The organism is Agrobacterium sp. 719_389, from assembly GCF_900188475.1.
Lineage (GTDB): Bacteria > Pseudomonadota > Alphaproteobacteria > Rhizobiales > Rhizobiaceae > Agrobacterium > Agrobacterium radiobacter.
This window is the reverse complement of the sequence record NZ_FYEM01000013.1, coordinates 41,452-59,738: the sequence shown is the minus strand read 5'-3', so window position 1 is coordinate 59,738 and position 18,287 is coordinate 41,452. Positions and strand designations below refer to the sequence as shown.

Below are 18,287 nucleotides of genomic sequence, written 5' to 3'. Positions count from 1 at the left end.
CAGCCCGCTTAAGCGACCGTCACTCCGGCGCGAAAAACGCGTCGATGGCCGCCAGCGCCTGTTTGCGGAAAACGTCGCGCTCATGCAGCAATTCATGGCGCGCGCCGGTTATCGGAAGAAGCTGCGCCGCCCGGAAATTGCGTGAGAGCTCTTCCTGCGCCTTATAGGGCGTGATCGTATCCAGCATCGGGGCCAGAATAAGCGTCGGTACGGTAATGTTCGTCAGGTGATCCTGGCGGGTCACGCGGCCCATGGTCTTCAGCGCCTCATAGACCCAGCGCGCCGTCGGCGCGCCGATGAAAAGTTCCGGAAATTGCCGGTGCAGGGTCAGATTTCTGGCAAAACGCCTGGCGTCCGAGGTCAGCGGGTTGCCGTCGAAATCCCGCTCGCGCTGGTCCCTGCCGAGCTGAACCCTGCCGAGACCGACAAGACTCAACGCCGTCGCAACAATGCGGATCACGGGTGAGGGAACCGATTGCTGGCTATCCAGCTCGATGAAGGGCGAACAAAGCGCCAGACGGTCGATGCGGTTCGACAGGCCGGGAGCAGCCGCAAGTGCTGCAAGCGCGCCGGTGGAATGCGCGATCATGAAGAATGGCAGCCGCGTATCCGGCAGCACCACCTGTTCGAGAAAAAGGCTGATGTCATGCTGGTAGTCGGAGAACCGCCGCACATGCCCGGCGCCCGGCTTCTTCAGCAGCCTCTCGGAACCGCCCTGCCCGCGTGTATCGAAGGTCGCAACCCAGAAACCCATGGCAGTAAGATCGCCAACCGTTTCGAAATATTTCTCGATACATTCATTCCTGCCATGCAGCAGAACCACGGTTCCGCGGGCAATCTGGCGGCTGGCGCGGAAGATCGCATATCGAAGCTGTTTGCCGCCATGGCCGGCAAAATATCCGACGGTATGGCTGCCGGGAACCGGGTTGTCTTCACTGGCGCGCAATGTGGCTTCGATCATCGGTCTTTTCCGGCTTTTGTGCCTTTTCGGGATAGGTCGGCGGCGCGGGAAGGTCAAAGAAAAAATTGCCGGAACCGTCGGTTAAAGCAGTCGCGGTTCCGGCGAATAAGACAGAAGAAGAAGGGACGTTATTGCTTCTGTCCACGGAGAATGTCTCCGATGACCGATGTTCTATGGCTCTCAAACTGAACGATGCCGGAACCTGACGTTCAGCCATGGTTCATGTTGCTTTCACCTTTTTACGCCCCTTGACGCGGCGGCAAGCCATTCCCATCTCATTCATGCGGTCGCCAGAACGGGACCGCGCCAGATGTCCGGCCGTAGCCAGAACGGGACGCCGGACTTAACCGCAAACAGTCGCTTCTTAAGGAGGACACCATGCGTCACGTTGATTTTTCCCCCCTCTATCGTTCCACCGTCGGCTTCGACCGTCTTTTTTCGATGCTTGACGGCCTCGGCCAGCCCGAACAGGCCCAGTCCTATCCGCCCTACAATATTGAGCGGACCGGTGAAAACACCTATCGCATCACCATGGCCGTTGCCGGTTTCGATGAGAACGAACTCAGCATCGAATCCCGCGCCAATACGCTGACGGTGAAGGCCGAGAAGGCCACGGACGAAAAAACGGCCGAGGGAGAATTCCTGTATCGCGGCATCGCCACACGCGCTTTCGAACGCCGCTTCCAGCTTGCCGACCACGTCGAAGTCCAGACCGCTTCCTTGAAGAACGGCCTGCTTCACATCGACCTCGTCCGCAATATTCCGGAAGCAATGAAGCCGCGCCGCATCGCGATCTCGTCCGACAGCGCCGATGCGCCGAAGACGATCGAAGCCCAGATTTCCCCGGCTCAGGTCAACTGAGCTTTTCTGACATGCAAAAAGAACGGCCCCTTTACGGGGCCGTTTTTGTTTGCGGAAATCCTGTCAGCGAGCGGAGGCCGCCGCACCCTCTGCGGCAGCGGTTTCCGCGATCGCTGCCTTTTCATGCGCCTTGCGGGCATAACGCTGGGCAAGAACCGCACAGACCATCAGCTGTATCTGGTGGAAGAGCATGATCGGCAGAACAATCGCGCCTATGCTCTGGCCGGCGAAAATCGCGCCTGCCATGGGAACACCGCTTGCGAGGCTCTTCTTGGATCCGCAGAAGGTAATGGTGATTTCATCGGCCTTCTCGAAACCGAGCAGACGGCTGCCGAACATGGTTACGCACAGAACAGGCGCCAGAAGCACGATGTTGATGAGGATGACAACGCCGATATCCCTGATCGAGAACGTGTGCCAGATGCCTTCGATGACTGCGTCGGAGAATGCGAGATAGACCACCATCAGGATCGAGCCGCGGTCGACCGGGGACAGCAGCTTCTTGCGCGCCCGGATCCAGTCGCCGATCCAAGGCTGCAGAGCCTGCCCGACGATGAACGGCAACAGAAGCTGCAGGAAGATTTGCAGGAACGCGTCCAGCGAAAAGCCGCCGCCATGGCCGCCCACCGTAAACAGCAGGCCAACCAGCAATGGTGTCAGGAACATGCCGAAGATATTCGAGGCCGAGGCCGAACAGATTGCCGCTGGCACGTTTCCGCCCGCCATGGAGGTGAAGGCGATGGAAGACTGCACGGTGGATGGCAGCACGCAGAGAAACAGCACACCCATATAAAGAGGTGCCGGCAGGATGCTTTCGGGAATGAAACCGATCGCCACGCCAAGAAGCGGGAAAAGGCCGAAGGTGACGAGCAGGATCGCCAGATGCAGGCGCCAGTGCAGGATGCCCGCAATCACCACATCCCGCGAAAGCCGCGCGCCATGCAAAAAGAAAAGAAGCGCGATCGCCAGTTTCGTCGCAAGCCCGAAATATTCCGCCGGCTCGCCGCTGATTGGCAAGATGGAAGCCAAAATCACGGTGGCCACCAGCATCATGGTGAAACGATCGGGCAGGAAGCGGGTCATGGGAGGTCTTTCCGGCATCGGTTTTGCTTGAAACGGTCGCCACTATCGCTCATCATGATTTCGGATGCAAAGATTAACAGTTATCACGATTTGAGATAATGCTGAACCTTCAACATCTTGCCAGCTTCGTCATGCTTCAGCAAACCGGCAGCTTCACGCTTGCTGCCGAGCGGCTGGGTATCGGCCAATCCACCGTCAGCCAGCATATTCAAAGGCTTGAGGCAGCCCTTGGCCGCCGGCTGATCGCCCGCAGCACCCATCAGGTGAAACTGACTGGCGAGGGCGAGGCGCTGCTTGGTTATGCCCGCAACATGCTGGAGATCGACAGCAAGGTCTCATCGCTCTTCAGCGAAAACCGTCTGCGCGGGCGGCTGCGGCTCGGCGTCTCGGAGGATTTCGTCGCCAGCCGGCTGACGGCCATTCTGGAGGAATTCATCCGCCTTTATCCATTGGTGGATCTCGAGCTGACGGTCTCGCTGAGCGGCGTGCTTTACCAGATGCAGGATAATGGCGAGCTGGATGTGGTGCTCGCCAAACGCCGCCTCGGCGACAAGCTGGGTCACTTCCTTTACCGCGAACCGCTCGTCTGGCTGGCGCGCGACCCGGAACGCATGCTGAACCAGCCGGACGCCCTGCCGCTGATCGCCTTCCCGCCGCCCAGCATCACCCGAAAGGCGGCGCAGGAAGCATTGGACCGAGCCGGCCTCTCCTGGCGGATCGTCTGCACCTGTGGCAGCCTTAGTGGACTGACCGCTGCTGCAAGAGCGGGCATGGGCATTCTGGTGCAGCCACGCAGCATGGCGCCGGCCGGTCTCAAGGAGATTGCGGCGGGTGTGCTGCCAGTGCTGGAGGATGTGGAATTCGTGCTTCAGCCCCGCAAGGGCGCGGATACGAAGCTGGTGCGCGCCCTTTCCGATCTGGTGTCGAGCAAGAGCATCGCACCCGGCAGCTTCGTATAGACTTCCTGGCGCATTTCCGAACGCAAAACCGCTTCGCAATTTTGCTGGAAATCCTCTAGTTTTCCCGTTTCGAGAGGCAACGGCCGACGCTGTCGCGCCAGCCGGCAATGGCGTTCTTCCGCTCACCCTCCTCCATATCCGGGCTGAAACGGCGGTCACGCCGCCAATGGTCGGCAAAGGCCTTGCGGTCCGGCCAGATGCCAGCGCGCGATGCTGCGAGCCATGCAGCGCCAAGAATGGTCGTTTCGAGGAAGACAGGACGATCGACGGGTGCTGCGAGAATGTCCGCCAGTCGCTGCATGGTCCAATCGGAAGCGACCATGCCGCCATCGACCCTCAGCACCGTCTTGCCATTGTCACCCTCCCAGTCCTTGCGCATGGCGTCCAGCAGATCGAAGGTCTGGTAGGCCACGCTTTCCAGCGCCGCGCGCGCAAATTCCGCCGGGCCGGTGCCGCGTGTCAGGCCAAAGATCGCACCCCGCGCCTCGGCGTCCCAATAAGGCGCGCCGAGACCGGTAAAGGCCGGCACGAGATAAACACGCTGCCTGGGATCGGCCTTTTCAGCAAGCGCGCTGACTTCTGATGCAACCGAGATGAAACCAAGCTCGTCACGCAGCCATTGCACGGCGGCGCCGGCGATAAAGATCGAGCCTTCGAGCGCATAGGTGGTGACGCCATCAAGGCGGTAAGCGATCGTCGTCAACAGGCGGTTGGTGGAGGCGACGCGATCAGTGCCGGTGTTGAGAAGCGCAAAGCAGCCGGTGCCATAGGTTGATTTCATCATGCCGGGCTCGAAGCAGGCGTTGCCGATCACAGCCGCCTGCTGGTCGCCGGCGACGCCAAGGATCGGAATTTCCGCACCCAGCAGCGACTTGTCCGTCACGCCGAAATCGGCAGCGCAATCCAGCACTTCCGGCAGCATGGCGCGCGGAATATCGAGGATCGAGAGGAGTTCATCATCCCAGGCGTTGTCTTCGATATTGTAGATCAGCGTTCGCGAGGCATTGGTGGCGTCGGTCACATGGCGGCGGCCGCCGGTAAGACGGTAGATCAGGAAACTGTCCACCGTACCGAAGCAGATGTCTCCCTTCACGGCTTTTTCGCGAAGGCCGCTGACGCTGTCGAGGATCCATTTCAGCTTCGTGCCGGAAAAATAGGGATCGAGCAGCAGCCCGGTCTTTTTCGAAAAAAGCGGCTCCAGTCCCCGGCGTTTCAGATCCTCGCAGACAGGCGCGGCGCGCCGATCCTGCCAGACGACGGCGCGATGCACGGCCTCGCCGGTGTTGCGGTCCCAAAGCACAGTCGTTTCGCGCTGGTTGGTGATGCCGATCGCCGCGATATCGGATGCGGCGAGGCCGGCATCGGCAAGCGCGAGCCGGATGGTTTCCAGCACACTTTTCCAGATATCCTCGGCATCGTGTTCGACCCAGCCGGAGGCCGGGAAATGCTGCGGAAATTCTCGCTGCCCGACACCGATAACCCGCATGTCGCGATCAAAGACCATCGACCTTGTCGATGTCGTTCCCTGATCGATCGCCAGAATATAACCGCCCATGATGTCACTCCCTTTCAGACGCAATGACGGGGCGGCAAAGCCGCCCCGGTTTAAGATTTCATGCAGACATTACTTCTGCCAGCTTTTGACCAGTTCGTCGTAATTGACGGTGACCGGCTTTTCCTTTTCGTTGGCGATCTTCAGCTGCGGCGCCAGATTGCCCTTCGAAACGGCATCCTTGTTCCAGTAGTCGATATCGTGCTCCTCCGCCAGTTTCGGGCCGATATCACCCTGCACACCGGCGCGCTCGATACGGGCCATGACCTTTTCCTGCTCGGCGCAGAGCGAGTCCATCGCAGCCTGAGCGGTTTTCGCACCCGACGACGCATCGCCGATTGCCTGCCACCAGAGCTGCGCCAGTTTCGGATAATCAGGAACGTTGGTGCCGGTCGGCGACCATTGCACGCGGGCCGGCGAGCGATAGAACTCAATGAGACCACCCAGTTTGGAAGCCCGATCCGTGAAGCTCTGGTGATGAATGGTAGAGTCACGGATGAAGGTGAGACCCACATGGCTCTTCTTCACGTCAACGGTCTTCGAAGTCACGAACTGCGCATAAAGCCAGGCGGCCTTGGCACGGTCGTCGGGGGTGGATTTCATCAGCGTCCAGGAGCCCACGTCCTGATAACCGAGCTTCATGCCGTCTTTCCAGTAGACGCCATGCGGCGAAGGTGCGACGCGCCATTTCGGCGAACCGTCCTCGTTCACCACAGGCAGGCCGGGCTTGGCCATGTCGGCGGTGAAGGCCGTGTACCAGAAAATCTGCTGGGCGATGTTGCCCTGCGCCGGCACCGGACCGGATTCGGAGAAGGTCATGCCCTGCGCTTCCGGCGGCGCATATTTCTTCAGCCATTCGAGATATTTCTCGATGGAATAGACGGAAGCCGGACCATTGGTATCGCCGCCGCGCGCCACGCAGGAGCCGACCGGCTGCGACTTGTCATTGACCTTGATACCCCACTCATCGACCGGCAGACCGTTCGGCAGGCCCTTGTCGCCGTTGCCGGCCATGGAAAGCCAGGCATCGGTGAAGCGCCAGCCGAGTGACGGGTCCTTCTTGCCGTAGTCCATATGGCCGAAGACCTTCTTGCCGCCAACATCGCGGCCGGTGAAGAATTCGGCGATATCCTCATAGGCCGACCAGTTGACGGGAACACCGAGGTCATAACCGTACTTGGCCTTGAAATCGGCCTTGTTCTTGTCGTCATTAAACCAGTCGTAACGGAACCAATAAAGGTTCGCGAACTGCTGGTCGGGAAGCTGGTAGAGCTTCTTGTCCGGCGCCGTCGTAAAGGCGCTGCCGATGAAATCCTTGAGGTCGAGGCCGGGATTGGTAACGTCCTTGCCCTCATTGGCCATGAAGTCGGTCAGGTTACGAACCTGCTGGTAGCGCCAATGCGTGCCGATAAGGTCGCTGTCATTCACCCAGCCGTCATAAAGGTTCTGGCCGGTCTGCATCTGGGTCTGGATTTTTTCGACGACGTCACCTTCCTGGATGATGTCATGCGTGACCTTGATGCCGGTGATGGCGGTAAAGGCCGGTGCCAGAACCTTGGATTCATATTCATGCGTGGTCAGGGATTCGGAAACGACCTTGATGTCCATGCCTGCGAAAGGTTTCGCGGCATCGATAAACCATTGCAGTTCCTTTTCCTGATCTGCACGCGAAAGCGACGACATATCGCCGATTTCCTTGTCCAGAAACTGCTTTGCTTCCTCCATTCCGGCGAAAGCGGAACCCGTCATTGCCAGCAGCATGGCCGCCGTCGTCGTCATCAGATGCCGTCGCATGTCAGTCCTCCCAAGGGTTTGCGATTGCATGAAGTCTGCGGGTGCGGTTTCCTCCGCCGCACCGTTTTCCTGCTCTAGACAAAACGGAAAACGCCGACGGCGTAGACCAAGGATAGAGCGAGAGCCCACCACAGGTTCGGGCCGACCAGCCCGAGCCATGCGAGATGAATGAAGGCGCTGCCGAGCAGCGAGATGAACAACCGGTCGCCGCGCGTTGTCTCGAAGCGCAAGAGGCCGAAGCGGGGATTGCCGCCGGGCGAGAAATATTCCCAGAACCACATGCCGACGAGCAGCACGGCGATGGCGCCGAAAAACGCGGCCGTCTGCCAGGTCCAGGCCATCCAGGTAAAATCGGGCATCTTCATCATGGTCAAACCCTCCCCAGCGCAAAGCCCTTGGCGATGTAATTACGAACGAACCAGATCACCAGCGCACCCGGAATGAGCGTCAGCACCCCGGCGGCGGCAAGCAGGCCCCAGTCCATGCCGGCGGCGGAAACGGTGCGCGTCATCGTCGCGGCGATCGGCTTGGCGTCGGTCGTCGTCAGCGTGCGGGCGATCAGAAGCTCGACCCACGAGAACATGAAACTGAAGAAGCAGGCGACACCGATGCCGGAGGCGATAAGCGGCATGAAGATCTTCACGAAGAATTTCGGGAAGGAGTAACCGTCAATATAGGCTGTCTCGTCGATCTCCTTCGGCACGCCCGACATGAAGCCTTCGAGGATCCACACCGCCAGCGGCACGTTGAACAGGCAATGCGCCAGTGCCACGGCAATGTGTGTGTCGATCAGGCCGAAGGCCGAATAGAGCTGGAAGAAGGGAAGCGCGAAGACGGCGGGCGGCGCCATGCGGTTTGTCAGCAGCCAGAAGAACAGGTGCTTGTCGCCCAGAAAACGGTAACGGGAGAAGGCGTAAGCCGCTGGAAGCGCCGCCGCGACTGAAATCACCATATTCATCACGACGTAAGTAATCGAATTGATGTAACCCGAATACCAGGATGAATCCGTGAAGATCGTCCTGTAGTTCTGCAACGTTGGCTGGTGCGGATAAAGCGTCATGGATGAGACGATTTCCGAATTCGTCTTGAAGCTCATATTGATGAGCCAGTAGATCGGCACGAGCAACAGTACGATATAGATCGTCGGCACCAGCCAGGAAAACCTGGACGGCCCATGGTGGCGGCGTGACCTTGCCGTTGCGGCAAAACCAGGCCGTACCGAGGCAGCAACTGCCGCAGAACCCGTGCCCATGCCATTACGTTCCACACCAGTCGTGACGTTCGAAGCACTCATGTCTCAAGTCTCCGCGTCGTGGCTGGTCATGACGGTGTAGAACACCCAGGACAGCAGCAGGATGATGAGGAAGTAGATCAGCGACATGGCCGCCGCAGGCCCGAGGTCAAACTGGCCGAGCGCGACCTTCACGAGATCGATGGACAGGAAGGTCGTGGAATTGCCGGGGCCGCCGCCGGTGACGACGAAAGGCTCGGTATAGATCATGAAGCTGTCCATGAAGCGCAGCAGGAAGGCGATCAGCAGCACCCGCTTCATCTTCGGCAGCTGGATGTACCGGAACACGGCAAAACGTGACGCGCCATCGATCCTTGCCGCCTGATAATAGGCGTCCGGAATGGAGACGAGGCTGGCGTAGCACAACAGCACGACAAGGCTTGTCCAGTGCCACACATCCATGATGATGACCGTAATCCACGCGTCGACGGGATCGTTGACGTAGTTATAGTCAAGCCCAAGCTGATTGGCGTAATAACCGAGCAGTCCGATATCGCTGCGGCCGAACACCTGCCAGATCGTGCCGACAACATTCCAAGGCACCAGCAGCGGCAGCGCCATCGTCACGAGGCAGACCGGCACGCCGATGCCGGATTTGGGCATCTTGAGCGCGATGAATATGCCGAGCGGAATTTCGATCGCCAATATGATGCCGGAAAACACCAGGTTTCGTCCGAGAGCGTTCCAGAAGCGATCGGAACTGAGGATTTCCTCGAACCATTGCGTTCCCGCCCAGAAGAACTGGTTGTTGCCGAAGGTGTCCTGTACCGAATAGTTCACCACCGTCATCAGCGGAATGACGGCGGAAAAGGCGACCAGCACCAGCACCGGCAGCACCAAGAACCACGCTTTGTTGTTCCAGCTCTTTTCCATGGTCAGGCTCCCATCTTCACGCGCCAGGAATCGGCAAAGACGCCGATCGCGGCCGGATCGAAGCGAACACCCGCTTCCGCCGGAATTTCCTCGTCTTCCGCAACGACAATCGCGAGCTTCTGGCCGGCGAACCGGGCGCGCACGATCTTCTGCCGGCCGATATCCTCCACCTTGTCGACGGTGATGGGCATACCGCCCCGTTCCAGCCGGACAAATTCCGGGCGGATACCGATCTCGATGCGTTGCGCCCCGTCAACCTTTGGCGCACCTGCCAGCGGCACGCCGAGGCCACCGACAACAGCTGTCGCGCCTTCGATGCTGGCGGGCAAAACGTTCATGCCCGGTGAGCCGATGAAATAACCGACGAAAGTGTGTCCCGGCCGTTCGAAGAGTTCGGCGGGCGTACCGATCTGGACGATCTGCCCGTCATACATGACGACCACCTTGTCCGCGAAGGTCAAAGCCTCGGTCTGGTCATGGGTCACATAAACCATGGTGAAACCGGACTGGCGATGCAGACGCTTCAGCTGCGAGCGCAGCACCCACTTCATATGCGGATCGATCACCGTCAGCGGTTCGTCGAAAAGGATGGCATTGACGTCGGAACGTACCAGGCCCCGCGCCAGCGAAATCTTCTGCTTCTGGTCTGCCGTCAGCCCCCGCGCATGGCGTTTGGCCATGCCGGAAAGATCGGTCATTTCGAGAATTTCCCGCACCCGGCGGTCAACCTCGGCCTCCGGCACATGCCGGTTCCTCAGCGGAAAGGCCAGATTGTCGTAGACCGTCATCGTGTCGTAGACGACCGGGAACTGGAACACCTGCGCAATATTGCGGTCTTCGGTGGCAAAATCGGTCACGTCAGTTCCGTCAAAGGCGATACGGCCTTCCGACGGACGCAGCAGCCCGGAAATGATATTGAGCAACGTGGTCTTGCCGCAGCCGGAAGGGCCGAGCAGCGCATAGGCGCCGCCGTCCTCCCATTCGTGATGGACTTCCTTCAGGGCATATTCGCCGGCAGCCTGCGCCTTGGCATTATAGGCGTGGCGGATATGATCGAGCGTGATGCGTGCCATGACCGATCTCCCCTTACGCCACTTCGCCGATGGCGCGGCCATTCGCGTCAAAGGCCATCAGGTGTCTTGTATCGAGAAAGAGCTCGATATCTCTGTCCGGTTCGATGTCGTGGATGCCATGCGCCAGCATGACCCATCGCCTGCCGGAAAATTCCACATGCACGAAGCTCTCCGATCCGGCGATTTCCGAAATCAGCGTCCGCGCCCGAATGGATTGCCGCGCCTCACCCTTTGCATGCGGGAAAAGATGATGCGGCTGGAAAGCAATGGTCACAGGTCCATCCGGTACGGCCGCAAGATGCGCCGGCACCGCGACAACGGCATGGTCGGCACGGGTGAAAGCCCCACCCGTCTTGATGACCTCGATGGTGTTGAGCGGCGGGTCGGCGAATATTTCCGCGGTCACGATATCCACCGGACGCCGGTAGACCTCGATGGTGCGGCTAAACTGCGTCACCCGCCCTTCGTTAAGCGTTGCGGTGTTGCCACCAAGCAGCAGCGCCTCGGACGGTTCGGTCGTGGCATAAACGAAGATCGCGCCGGATTCCGCGAAAATGCGCGGCAGTTCCTCGCGCAATTCTTCGCGCAGCTTGTAATCGAGATTGGCCAGCGGTTCGTCTAGCAGCACCAGATTGGCGTTCTTGACGATGGCGCGGGCAAGTGCTGTGCGCTGCTGCTGGCCGCCGGAAAGATTGAGCGGCGTGCGGTCGAGATAGGGCGTCAGCTTCAGAAGCTCGGCCGCCTTCCTGACTTCCCTGTCGATGGTCGCCTGATCCTTGCCGGCAACCCGCATCGGCGAAGCGATATTTTCATAAACGGAGAGCGCCGGATAGTTGATGAACTGCTGATAGACCATGGCGACGTTGCGCTTCTGCACCGGCCAGCCCGTCACGTCCTCGCCATTAAAAAAGATCGAGCCGGCGCTCGGCTTGTCCAGCCCGGCCATCAGCCGCATGAGCGTCGTCTTGCCCGAAAGTGTCGGTCCAAGCAGGACGTTCAGGCTTCCGCGCTGCAACGTCAGATCGATCGGGTGAATATGATATTCACCGCCAACCATCTTCGAGACGTTTCGCAATTCAAGCATGGTGATCCAAAGCCTCCTCCGCTTTTCGATCGGATCGTCAGATTGCCTTCAAGCGTTCACCTGCAATGTCTTCGATATAATCCTCCAGCCCACGCACCTCTTCGGGGGTTAAAAACAGTCCCTGCTTGGTGCGGCGCCACAGAATATCTTCCGCCGTCAGCGCCCATTCCCGCGTCATCAGCCAGCGCACCTCGGCCTCATAAAGCGTACCGCCGAAATGCCGTCCCAGCGCTGCGATCTCCCCCGCATTGCCGATTATCGACATTGTATCCGTTCCATAACAGCGGACGAGCCGCTTGGCATGACGCTCATCAAGGAAAGGATAACGCGACCGCAAGGCCGCAACCTCCCCCGCATAGGCCTCGGCACCAAAATTTCCACCCGGCAAATGCGAACCCGCCGTCCATGGCGAGCCCTTTTCACCCAGCGCATCGCCAATTTTTTCAAGAGCATGTTCGGCAAGCCGCCGATAGGTCGTGAGCTTCCCGCCGAATATATTGAGAAGCGGCGCTTCGCCTTCCGCACCCTCGGTTTTCAGCACATAATCGCGGGTGGCTTCCTGCGCTTTCGATGCGCCGTCGTCAAACAGCGGCCGCACGCCGGAATAGGTCCAGACGATATCGGCCGGCGTCACCGGCTCAGCGAAATATTCGCTCGCCGCGCTGCAAAGATAGCTGATCTCCTCATCGCTGATCTTAACAGCACGGGGGTCGGCGGTATAGTCGCGATCCGTCGTACCGATCAGCGTAAAGTCCTGTTCGTAAGGGATGGCGAAGATGATGCGGCCGTCCGGATTCTGGAAAAAATAGGCGCGCGGATCGGAAAACTTCCTGCGCACGATGATGTGGCTGCCCTGCACGAGGCGAACATTGTGGACATTGTTCTTGCCGAATGTCGACGCCAGAACCTTGTCCACCCAAGGGCCGGCGGCATTCACCAGCATGCGCGCCCGATAGGTCGCGGTTTCTCCGGCCGCACTTTTTGTTTCGACCCGCCAGAAGGCGCCTTCACGCCGCGCCGAAACGACCTGCGTGCGGTTGAGGATCAGGGCGCCGCGATCGGCCGCATCCCGGGCGTTCAGCACCACCAGCCGGGCATCGTCCACCCAGCCATCGGAATATTCGAAAGCCTTGGCAAAAACCGGTTTTAGCGGTTTTCCGGCTGGATCACGGCGCAGATCGAGTGAGCGGGTGGCAGGCAGAAGCTTGCGGCCGCCGAGATGGTCGTAAAGAAAAAGCCCGAGACGCACGAGCCAGGCCGGGCGCACGCCGCCCTTCTGGAACGGCAGCACGAAGCGCATCGGCCAGATGATGTGCGGCGCCATGGCCCAGAGCACTTCCCGTTCCATCAGCGCTTCGCGCACCAGACGAAACTCGTAATGTTCGAGGTAACGCAAACCGCCATGGATGAGCTTGGTGGCGGCGGACGAGGTGCCGGAGGCAAAATCGTTCATTTCCGCAAGTGCGACGGAATAGCCCCTGCCGACGGCGTCACGCGCAATGCCGCAGCCATTGATGCCGCCGCCGATCACGAAAACATCGTGGATTGCCTCGTCAGACATGGACCCTCCCGCGCTTTCATCGACGCTCTCCTCATCGATATATTGAAAGCACAGCCATCTAATTCGAAGACAAAACGAATGTCAAACGAAATCCAAGAGCCCTTTAATCAGGCGTCGCGGCCCTCGGTTTCGATCAGCCGGACATCGTGATCAGCACAGATGGTACGGATGGAATCAACAGGACAATGATCGGTAATGAAGGTATGAACCTGCGAAAGATGACCGATACGCACGGGGGCCGTGCGCTCGAATTTAAGCGAATCCGATACCAGAATGACATGGCGCGCGTTGGAGATGATCGCCTGCGCCACCTTGACCTCACGGAAGTCAAAGTCGAGCAAAGCGCCATCCTCATCGATGGCCGACACGCCGATGACGGCAAAATCGACCTTGAACTGGCGGATGAAATCCACCGCCGCCTCGCCGACGATACCGCCATCGGAACCGCGCACGACACCCCCGGCAATCACCACTTCGATGCCGGGGAAAACCCTCAACCTGTTGGCAACATTGATGTTGTTGGTAATAACCATCAACTCGTGATGATCCGCGAGCGCTTCACCAACTGCCTCGGTCGTGGTGCCTATATTGATGAAAAGCGACGAGTTATTGGGGATGAGGGCCGCGGCAGCGGCGCCGATCGCCTGTTTTTCGGACGATGCGATGGCGCGGCGCGCCTCGTATTTGACGTTTTCATTGCCGCTTGGAAAGAGCGCGCCGCCATGGATGCGGGTCAGCACCCGCGTATCGCAGAGATCGTTCAGATCCTTGCGGATCGTCTGGGGTGTCACCGAAAACCGCGCCGCCAGTTCATCGACCAGCACCCGGCCGTTCGCTTTCGCCAGCGCAACGATTTCATCCTGACGCGGTGTGAGCAGCATTTCACCCTCCCTCCTCTTTCAATTTTTTCGTTTTATTGAAGAGCGAACGAAAAACCAATGTCAAGGGAGGGTTTGCGGGCGGAAGGATCGCCGGTTAGCGGAAACCATCAAAAATCTTATTAGCCGGCTTTTTGGGCAGGCACAGCATCCGCTCCCTCGCTGCGGGTAACGGAAAATGCCGCGGAAGCGGTATGGAACGTATCACCGATGCCAATCAGCACAGGTTCGTTCACGCCCAGTCTCTCGACTGCCGCAGCCAGTTGCGCAAGCGAACCGCACCATCGTTGCTCATTGGCGCGGCTGACGGAAATCATCACCACCACGGGTGTTGACGCGGGCATTCCCTGGGCAAGCAGGCAGGACTGAATATCACCGGCGGTTCGTCCGCCCATATAAAAGACAGTGGTAACGGAGGGGTTCGAGAGAGACTGCCAGTCGATATTCTCCGGCAGCTTGCCCTGCCGGGAATGACCGGTGATGAAGCGCACCGACTGGGCATGGTCGCGATGGGTCAAGGACACACCCAGGCGCGAGGCCATGGCGCTTGCGGCAGTGATGCCGGGCACGACTTCGACCGGGATATTTTCGGCCTCCAGCGCCGCGATCTCCTCACCAGCACGCCCGAAAATCATCGGATCACCGGACTTCAGCCGCACCACCCGCTTGCCTGCCTTGGCGAGGCGGATCATCATCTCGTTGATGTCTTCCTGCCTGCAGCTTTCCCGGCCGCCACGTTTGCCGACCAGCAGGCGCTTCGCTTCCCGCCGCGCCAGTTCCAGCACCTCGGCTGAAACAAGATCGTCGAACAGGATGACATCGGCCGCCTGCAAAGCGCGCACCGCTTTCAGGGTCAGCAGTTCGGCATCGCCCGGTCCGGCACCCACAAGCGTCACAAGGCCGCGACCCGATCCCCCTCGCCTGGCCTGCGTTCCGATATCCGCAAGCAGCCGTTCTTCGCTGCCTTCATCCAGCCTTTCGGTAAACGCCCGATCGACGAATTTTTCCCAGAAAGAGCGTCGCGCCGGACCCGGAGCGAGCCGCAGATTGACGCGCTCGCGGATTAGCTGAGCAAGCGCGCCCCAGTCCTTGAGGGCCAGCGGCAGCAAGGTTTCGATGCGCCGGCGAATGGCCTGCGCCAGAATGGGTGCGGCGCCATCGGTGGAAATCGACACCACCACCGGCGAGCGATTGACGATGGAGCCGAACTGGAACTGGCAGAACTCCGGCTTGTCGATGACATTGACGGGAATACCGGCCGCTCGTGCGGCATGGTAAAATCTTTCCGCCTCTTCATCCGTCTCGCAATCCGCCAGCGCCAGTTCCGCGCCCTTGAAAATATCCGCACCCCATGAACGGTCATGCCATGTCAGCGCCGGGCTTTTTGCGACGAGCGCCGCGAAGCTTTCCGAAAGCTCGCTTTCCTCGCAATAAAGACGAAGTTCCGCCCCGCAGGCCAGCAGCAGTTCCGCCTTCCAGGCCGCCCCATCCGATCCGCCCGCTAGCACCACGCGCTTGCCCTCAAGCCCCCAGAAGACCGGCAGCTTGGCGAGTTTTTCCATGCGGGCCGGTTCATTCCGCTGCGGATTTAAGGCATCCATCGATGATCCCCCTGATTTCAGCGCGGCAGGAGCCGCAATTGGTTCCGGCATTCAACGCCTTGCCGATGGCTTCGACACTGTGGCAGCCATCACGGATGGCGGTCGTGATCTGGTTCACCCCGACGTTGAAGCAGGAGCAGACAGTCGCGCCCGGGTCGGCCCGACCGGCACCGGGACGCCCGGCGACCAGCGCGAAACGCATGCGCAAATCTTCATGGCGTTCGGAAAGCTGCGATATCGCCCAGTTGCGGGCGACTGCCACCGGCTCCTTGGCGATGAACAGCGCCGCCAGCAGAATATCGCCGTCGAAGAAGGCGAGGCGCAGATCGCCCGTCTGCCGGTCGCTGTAACCCAGCGGCTCGATCCTGATATCGATGCCGAAAACCTGCCGCGCCCAGAGCGTCCAGTCCTGCGGCTCATCTTCGAAGGCAAGCTCCATGCGATAGCCGCCATCGGCTTTGGCGATGGCCCAGTAGGCGCAATCCGGCGCATCCGGCCGGGTGCGGGAGATGGCGAAACCATAGGCCTTCGCCGCAAAACGCCTTGCCTTCACGCCCATGTTTTTTGAGGCGGGCTGGCCGGAATGCGGATCCGTGACAGGTGCCACAACCACATCGATGCGCGCCCGCGAGGCGAACTGGTCGTTCCAGTGCATCGGCGCAAAGACCGATCCGCGCGCCTGCCTTTCGCTGAGCAGCGCCCGCAGCAGAACCTTGCCATACGGGCTTTCCAGCTCCACCAGATCGGCGCTTTCAATTCCCAGCGCCTGCGCATCGCGCGGGTGAAGTTCGGCGAAAGGCTCGGCAATATGGGCGGTGAGCCGTGCACTTTTGCCGGTGCGGGTCATGGTGTGCCATTGATCGCGAATGCGGCCGGTATTCAGTGTCAGCGGATAATCGGGCGATGTCCTGCGGGTCTCCGGCAAGGCGGTGGCGATGAACCGCGCCTTTCCATCCGCATGGTAAAAACGACCATCCGCGAAAAATCGGGTAACGGCGACCTCGCCGGGCCGGGCTTTCGGCCATTGAAAGGGCGGCATCGTTTCGTAGGAGAACTGGTCGATCCCGCTGATATCGAAATCGCGGCTTCCCGCATTCTCGAAGCCGGACAGAGCGGCATGTTCGGCAAAAATCTCCGATGGCTGGCCATAAGCGAAGGCGGCGTCGAAACCCATGCGCCTGCCCACCTCCGCCATTTGCCACCAGTCGGCCCTTGCTTCGCCGGGCGCATCGAGGAAACCGCGCTGGCGGGAAATGCGCCGCTCTGAGTTGGTTACCGTGCCGTCCTTTTCCCCCCAGCCGAGCGAGGGCAGAAGGATATCGGCGTGGCGGGCCGTGTCGGTACTGGCTATGACCTCGGAGACCACAACGAAAGGACAAGCCTTGATGGCCGCCTCGACGGCACCGGCATCCGGCATGGAAACCACCGGATTGGTCGCCATGATCCACAGCGCCTTGATGCGGCCATCGGCCACCGCCCTGAACATATCCACCGCTTTCAGGCCGGGCTTTTGCGCAATGGCGGGTGAGGCCCAGAAGCGCTGCACGCGATCACGGTCGTCAGCATTTTCGATAGCCATATGGGCGGCCAGCATATTGGCCAGTCCGCCGACCTCGCGTCCGCCCATGGCGTTCGGCTGCCCGGTCAGCGAAAACGGGCCCATGCCCGGCCTGCCGATGCGGCCGGTGGCAAGATGGCAATTGATGATGGCGTTGACCTTGTCCGTGCCGCTCTGCGACTGGTTGACGCCCTGGCTGTAACAGGTGACGGTTTTTTCCGTGCGTTCGAACAATTCGTAAAAGGAAATCAGTTCCGCGATTGTCAGGCCGGTGGCCTCGGCGATATCAGGCAGGCTGTGCCCGGTCGCTGCCTGCATGGCGGCGTCGAATCCGGCGGCATGGTTCTGGACGTAAGCATTATCGATCACGGAACTGTCGGAGAGATGCGCCAGGAGACCGGTAAATAGCGCCACATCTCCGTCCGGGCGAATGGCGAGATGCATATCGGCAATATCGGCGCTCATCGTCCGACGCGGATCGATGACGACGACCTTCATCTCGGGCCGCGCCGCCTTTGCGGCGGCAAGCCGTTGATAGAGAACCGGGTGGCACCAGGCGAGATTGGAGCCGGTGAGGATCACCAAATCGGCAAGCTCCATATCCTCATAGGTGCCCGGCACCGTGTCAGCACCGAAAGCGCGGCGATGGCCGGCGACGGAAGACGACATGCAAAGCCTTGAATTGGTGTCGATATTGGCCGAGCCGATGAAACCTTTCATCAGCTTGTTGGCGAGGTAATAATCCTCCGTCAGCAATTGGCCGGAGACGTAAAAGGCAACCGAATCCGGGCCATGCTCGGCAATTGCTTGAGAGAAGCGGGAAGCGACGAGATCAAGGGCTTCGTCCCACGCTGCCCGCCTGCCGTTGATTTCGGGATGGAGCAGACGACCTTCGAGGTCGATGGTTTCAGCGAGAGCCGAACCTTTGGAGCACAACCGGCCGAAATTGGCGGGATGGTCCTGATCGCCTTTGACGGAAACGGCGCCATCGTCGTTGACGGTGGCGATGACGCCGCAGCCGACGCCGCAATAGGGACAGGTGGTCTTGGTTTCAACGGGCATGGGTTTGCCCTCTCGGGGCGCGGCGGTTACCCTCCTCTGTCCTGCCGGACATCTCCCCCTCAAGGGGGGAGATCGACAAGCGGATGGCTCCCCGTT

At 60.0% G+C, this 18,287-nt stretch carries 16 protein-coding genes; 2 read left to right on the top strand and 14 right to left on the bottom strand.

The window, feature by feature from the left end:
* Window positions 1-19: 19 nt before the first annotated feature.
* Both CFB10_RS21275 and CFB10_RS21270 read right to left on the bottom strand, forming a co-directional pair.
* Entirely contained in the window at window positions 20-961 is a 942-nt protein-coding gene (locus tag CFB10_RS21275; RefSeq protein WP_020009194.1) for an alpha/beta fold hydrolase, read from the bottom strand.
* The gene (locus CFB10_RS21270) at window positions 933-1,106 is read right to left on the bottom strand and encodes a hypothetical protein (protein ID WP_003505907.1); all 174 of its coding nucleotides are present in this window, start codon (window positions 1,104-1,106) and stop codon (window positions 933-935) included. Before CFB10_RS21270 ends, CFB10_RS21275 begins: the two co-directional genes overlap by 29 nt.
* A gap of 233 nt (window positions 1,107-1,339) precedes the next feature.
* Here CFB10_RS21270 and hspL point away from each other — a divergent pair, with 233 nt between their 5' ends.
* Entirely contained in the window at window positions 1,340-1,822 is a 483-nt protein-coding gene (hspL, locus tag CFB10_RS21265; RefSeq protein WP_020009195.1) for a heat shock protein HspL, read from the top strand.
* Window positions 1,823-1,885: 63 nt separating this feature from the next.
* On the opposite strand, the gene CFB10_RS21260 is transcribed toward hspL, so the two are convergent.
* Window positions 1,886-2,905, bottom strand: coding sequence for a bile acid:sodium symporter family protein (locus CFB10_RS21260; protein WP_020009196.1), 1,020 nt, complete (start codon window positions 2,903-2,905; stop codon window positions 1,886-1,888).
* 98 nt (window positions 2,906-3,003) lie between these two features.
* Here CFB10_RS21260 and CFB10_RS21255 point away from each other — a divergent pair, with 98 nt between their 5' ends.
* Window positions 3,004-3,864, top strand: a complete 861-nt coding sequence (locus CFB10_RS21255) for a LysR family transcriptional regulator (RefSeq protein ID WP_020009197.1) — start codon at window positions 3,004-3,006, stop codon at window positions 3,862-3,864.
* A 55-nt stretch (window positions 3,865-3,919) separates the two neighbouring features.
* Here CFB10_RS21255 and glpK read toward each other — a convergent pair whose 3' ends face one another.
* The 11 genes from glpK to CFB10_RS21200 all read right to left on the bottom strand — a co-directional run bounded on the left by glpK (window position 3,920) and on the right by CFB10_RS21200 (window position 18,191).
* Window positions 3,920-5,419, bottom strand: a complete 1,500-nt coding sequence (gene glpK, locus CFB10_RS21250; protein WP_020009198.1) for a glycerol kinase GlpK — start codon at window positions 5,417-5,419, stop codon at window positions 3,920-3,922.
* A gap of 69 nt (window positions 5,420-5,488) precedes the next feature.
* Window positions 5,489-7,210, bottom strand: a complete 1,722-nt coding sequence (locus CFB10_RS21245) for an ABC transporter substrate-binding protein (RefSeq protein WP_020009199.1) — start codon at window positions 7,208-7,210, stop codon at window positions 5,489-5,491.
* A 74-nt stretch (window positions 7,211-7,284) separates the two neighbouring features.
* A complete protein-coding gene (locus tag CFB10_RS21240; protein ID WP_020009200.1) occupies window positions 7,285-7,578 on the bottom strand; it encodes a DUF2160 domain-containing protein in 294 nt (97 codons plus the stop codon).
* A 2-nt stretch (window positions 7,579-7,580) separates the two neighbouring features.
* Window positions 7,581-8,504 (bottom strand): carbohydrate ABC transporter permease, encoded by a 924-nt coding sequence (locus tag CFB10_RS21235; protein ID WP_003505890.1) that lies wholly within the window; start codon window positions 8,502-8,504, stop codon window positions 7,581-7,583.
* Window positions 8,505-8,507: 3 nt separating this feature from the next.
* Complete coding sequence (locus CFB10_RS21230; RefSeq protein WP_020009202.1) at window positions 8,508-9,374, bottom strand: carbohydrate ABC transporter permease; 867 nt, start codon at window positions 9,372-9,374, stop codon at window positions 8,508-8,510.
* A gap of 2 nt (window positions 9,375-9,376) precedes the next feature.
* A complete protein-coding gene (locus CFB10_RS21225; protein WP_020009203.1) occupies window positions 9,377-10,447 on the bottom strand; it encodes an ABC transporter ATP-binding protein in 1,071 nt (356 codons plus the stop codon).
* A 13-nt stretch (window positions 10,448-10,460) separates the two neighbouring features.
* A complete protein-coding gene (locus CFB10_RS21220; protein ID WP_020009204.1) occupies window positions 10,461-11,531 on the bottom strand; it encodes an ABC transporter ATP-binding protein in 1,071 nt (356 codons plus the stop codon).
* A 37-nt stretch (window positions 11,532-11,568) separates the two neighbouring features.
* Window positions 11,569-13,092: a glycerol-3-phosphate dehydrogenase gene (locus tag CFB10_RS21215; protein WP_020009205.1), complete on the bottom strand. Its 1,524-nt coding sequence runs from the start codon at window positions 13,090-13,092 to the stop codon at window positions 11,569-11,571.
* A gap of 107 nt (window positions 13,093-13,199) precedes the next feature.
* Entirely contained in the window at window positions 13,200-13,973 is a 774-nt protein-coding gene (locus CFB10_RS21210; RefSeq protein WP_003505873.1) for a DeoR/GlpR family DNA-binding transcription regulator, read from the bottom strand.
* Window positions 13,974-14,092: 119 nt separating this feature from the next.
* Window positions 14,093-15,571 (bottom strand): siroheme synthase CysG, encoded by a 1,479-nt coding sequence (gene cysG / locus CFB10_RS21205; protein WP_020009206.1) that lies wholly within the window; start codon window positions 15,569-15,571, stop codon window positions 14,093-14,095.
* On the bottom strand, window positions 15,543-18,191 hold the full coding sequence (locus CFB10_RS21200; RefSeq protein ID WP_020009207.1) for a nitrate reductase: 2,649 nt from the start codon (window positions 18,189-18,191) through the stop codon (window positions 15,543-15,545). Before CFB10_RS21200 ends, cysG begins: the two co-directional genes overlap by 29 nt.
* Between the last annotated feature and the right edge of the window lie 96 nt (window positions 18,192-18,287).

Excerpts from the sequence above, each read along its gene's own strand:
- CFB10_RS21275 (WP_020009194.1), bottom strand. The coding sequence starts at position 961 with ATGATCGAAGCCACATTGCGCGCCAGTGAAGACAACCCGGTTCCCGGC.
- hspL (WP_020009195.1), top strand. The coding sequence starts at position 1,340 with ATGCGTCACGTTGATTTTTCCCCCCTCTATCGTTCCACCGTCGGCTTC.
- CFB10_RS21260 (WP_020009196.1), bottom strand. The coding sequence starts at position 2,905 with ATGACCCGCTTCCTGCCCGATCGTTTCACCATGATGCTGGTGGCCACC.
- CFB10_RS21255 (WP_020009197.1), top strand. The coding sequence starts at position 3,004 with ATGCTGAACCTTCAACATCTTGCCAGCTTCGTCATGCTTCAGCAAACC.
- glpK (WP_020009198.1), bottom strand. The coding sequence starts at position 5,419 with ATGGGCGGTTATATTCTGGCGATCGATCAGGGAACGACATCGACAAGG.
- CFB10_RS21245 (WP_020009199.1), bottom strand. The coding sequence starts at position 7,210 with ATGCGACGGCATCTGATGACGACGACGGCGGCCATGCTGCTGGCAATG.
- CFB10_RS21240 (WP_020009200.1), bottom strand. The coding sequence starts at position 7,578 with ATGATGAAGATGCCCGATTTTACCTGGATGGCCTGGACCTGGCAGACG.
- CFB10_RS21235 (WP_003505890.1), bottom strand. The coding sequence starts at position 8,504 with ATGAGTGCTTCGAACGTCACGACTGGTGTGGAACGTAATGGCATGGGC.
- CFB10_RS21230 (WP_020009202.1), bottom strand. The coding sequence starts at position 9,374 with ATGGAAAAGAGCTGGAACAACAAAGCGTGGTTCTTGGTGCTGCCGGTG.
- CFB10_RS21225 (WP_020009203.1), bottom strand. The coding sequence starts at position 10,447 with ATGGCACGCATCACGCTCGATCATATCCGCCACGCCTATAATGCCAAG.
- CFB10_RS21220 (WP_020009204.1), bottom strand. The coding sequence starts at position 11,531 with ATGCTTGAATTGCGAAACGTCTCGAAGATGGTTGGCGGTGAATATCAT.
- CFB10_RS21215 (WP_020009205.1), bottom strand. The coding sequence starts at position 13,092 with ATGTCTGACGAGGCAATCCACGATGTTTTCGTGATCGGCGGCGGCATC.
- CFB10_RS21210 (WP_003505873.1), bottom strand. The coding sequence starts at position 13,973 with ATGCTGCTCACACCGCGTCAGGATGAAATCGTTGCGCTGGCGAAAGCG.
- cysG (WP_020009206.1), bottom strand. The coding sequence starts at position 15,571 with ATGGATGCCTTAAATCCGCAGCGGAATGAACCGGCCCGCATGGAAAAA.
- CFB10_RS21200 (WP_020009207.1), bottom strand. The coding sequence starts at position 18,191 with ATGCCCGTTGAAACCAAGACCACCTGTCCCTATTGCGGCGTCGGCTGC.